2 protein-coding genes and 1 pseudogene are annotated in these 2,890 nt (G+C 67.6%); all 3 read right to left on the reverse strand.

Annotated features, from left to right (window positions below; genetic code table 11):
- Window positions 1–71 precede the first annotated feature (71 nt).
- Window positions 72–848, reverse strand: coding sequence for an IS21-like element helper ATPase IstB (gene istB, locus QMG73_RS45975; RefSeq protein WP_281906476.1), 777 nt, complete (start codon window positions 846–848; stop codon window positions 72–74).
- Entirely contained in the window at window positions 845–1,054 is a 210-nt protein-coding gene (locus QMG73_RS45980; protein ID WP_281906478.1) for a hypothetical protein, read from the reverse strand. Before QMG73_RS45980 ends, istB begins: the two co-directional genes overlap by 4 nt.
- Before the next feature lie 128 nt (window positions 1,055–1,182).
- Window positions 1,183–2,703: pseudogene (gene istA, locus QMG73_RS45985) on the reverse strand (IS21 family transposase); the annotation flags it as partial.
- Window positions 2,704–2,890: the final 187 nt, after the last annotated feature.

Here is a 2,890-nt window from a genome sequence, read left to right on the forward strand (position 1 = left end):
TGTCGTCGCTCACGGAATTCCCCGGGGCTGGGCTCAAGTAATTCCCCAGGGTGTGGCCCTCGGTTGATGTTCTACTTGGTGTCCCTGGTGGTTGTCGAGCCGGGGCGGCCGGGTCGCTTGTTGGGGCGGTAGCTGGGGCCGTTCATGAAGACCTGGTGGCTGGTGTTGATCAGCCGGTCCAGCAACGACTCGGCGACAACGGGGTTGGGGAATAGTGGGTACCAGTCGGTCGGTGATCGGTTCGAGGTGGCGATCAGCGACCGGCCGGCTTGGGCGCGTTCGGAGATGAGTTCGTAGAGGTCGTCGGCTTGTTGCGCGGTGAGCTCGCGCATGGCGAAGTCGTCCAGGATCAGCAGTGCGGGGCGGACCAGTTCGGCGAGGCGGCGGGGCCAGGTGCGGTCGGCGTGGCCGCCGGCGAGGTCGGCTAGGGCGCGGCTGGTTTTGGTGAAGCGGACGTCGGCGCCGCGGCGGACGGCGAGGTGGCCGAGTGCTTGCGCTATATGGGTTTTTCCGACGCCGACGGGTCCGTGCAGGATGACGGACTCGCCGGCTTGCAGCCAGCGTAGGGCGGCTAGGTCGCGGATCTGGGCGGCGGGCAGTTTGGGGCTGGTGTGGAAGTCGAACTCTTCCAGGGTGGTGCTCTGCTCGAAACGGGCACGGCGCAGCCGGCGTTGCATGCCCATGTTCTCTCGTCGGGTGATCTCGTCGTGGCAGAGGACCTGCAGGAACTCCAGGTGGCCGAGTTCACCGGCCTGGGCTTGGGCCAGGCGGGCGTTGAGGGTGTGCAGCATGCCGGACAGCTTCAACGCGCGCAGGCTGTCGTGCAGGGCGGTGTCGACGATGCTCACGCAATCTCCTTGGACTGGTAGAGGAAATGGTTCAGGGCGGTCATCAGGTCGGCCCAGTCGGTGCCGGCCAGGCGGGGAAAACCGTTGCGCTGCGACACTTCAGCGATGTCGAGCAGCAGACCGTAGGTGAACCGCGGGTCAGCGCCGGCGGGGACGGGCAGCGGGTAGGCCGCCAGCGGTGTGGCGTCGGTGTCGGTGTTGTTCATGCCAGCACCGCCGTCCCGGGCTGTGGCTGCTCGTCGTCGCCATGTCCACTGTGATGTGCGTTCGTAGTGGTCGTGTCCGTCTCGAGCGTGTGGTTCATGGTGGACAGGGGGATGACGTTCGCGAACAGCTGCGAAGGGCCGTGCAAATGGGCGGCGGCGCCACCGTCACCGGCCGATGGCGGCGGCGGGTCGGTCTCGGCGCCGGCGGCCAAGATGCCCTTGACGGTGCGGTAGGACGGATCCCCGACCGCGACCGCCTTGCCGCAGGCGGCCTCCAACCGGTCAGCGTCGTACTTGTTCGCTAGGCCGAGCACGCCCTGGGCGGCGCGGAGCCGGAACAGGGCGTTGATCTCCAGCAGCCCGTCGATGACCTTCCGACAGCCGGGGCCGATCTCGTCGGCGCGAGTGCGGCACCAGGTCGGGGTCCGCATCCGGAACGCGATCTTCTCCGGCGGATAGTGCCCGAAGTCGGTCTGCTTCCCCGACGGTTTGCGGCCATGCGTGGCGATCAACTGTCCCTTGTGGAAGATCTGCACCACGGTCGGGGTTTCGCGGGCGTCGACGCGTTGGCCGATGAACCGCCACGGCACCGAGTAGATCGTCTTACCGACCTTGGCGTGGATGTCCGGACCGACCATGGCCGTCGACCACGTGGCGAGCACGAACGCCCTGCCCGGCAACGGCTGCAAGGCTTCGGCCTCGACCGCCGCGAACACCGAACCGGGAGCGGCGCCGGACAGCGGCCGACAGGCGCGGCGCCCGGCCACCTCCACGCACCAGACGACCGCGGCGGCCTGCATCTCGGCCACAGACGTGAACTGCCGGCCCCGCCAGAAGCTGTCCCGGATATAGGGCATCGGTCGCTCGATGCGGGCCTTGTCCCGTGGCTTACCAGCCCGGGCCGGGTCGACCAACACCCCGTAATGTTCGGCCAACTCGGCATACGAGCGGTTGATCCTCGGATCGTAGAGGTCCGGCTTGTCCACCCCGGTGCGCAGGTTGTCCGGGACCAGGCGGCGCGGCACCCCGCCGAAAAATCCGAACGCCTCCACATGCGCCTCGGTCCAAGCCCGCTGATCCATCGTCAACACCGGACGCACGAACATATGCCGTGAACAGGCAAGGACCATCGCGAACGCCCACACCCGCCGCCGCTTACCGGTCGCCGGGTCGACCCAATGGCCCAGATGCCCGTAGTCAATCTGGGCCTCCCCACCCGGCGCGACGTCGGCCTCGTCACGTAGCACGACCACCTGATCCCGGCGTACTTCCTCGGGCAGGTTCGCCGCCACATACCGCTTCAGCGACGCAACCGACGCGGTCAGGCCATGCTCGTCGCGTAGCCGCTGGTGGATCGTCGCCTGCGTCACCCCCAGCTTGAGCTGATCGGCGATGTACTCGTGATGCACGGCGATCTGCGGCCACGTGACCTGCCGCAGCCGGGTGTCGGCCAACTGCGGGAACCAGGCCGTCACCAGCGCCGCCCACTCCTGCGCGGTCATCGCGGGCCCGCCCGGCGCCATGCCGGCCGCGACCGCGGGAGCCAGATACTTACGGATCGTCTTACGGTCCACACCCAGCGACACGGACACCTCGCTGATCGAGCGGCCCGCGTACCAGTGGATGAAAATCTCGGTCACATCGACCACGTCGAACGTTCTCCTCGCCATCGGCTCCCTCACCCGTCACCCGGACGAGGGAGAACTCCTCCTGATCGCGAGGACCACCCACCCCGGTCGCACATCCCCATGACCTGGGGAATTACATGATCGACCGGGTGGGGAATTACGTGAGCGTCAGACCGCTACAGCTGGGGAATTACGTGAGCGCCGACAC

Source organism: Phytohabitans aurantiacus, assembly GCF_027923225.1.
GTDB classification, from domain to species: Bacteria; Actinomycetota; Actinomycetes; order Mycobacteriales; family Micromonosporaceae; genus Phytohabitans; species Phytohabitans aurantiacus.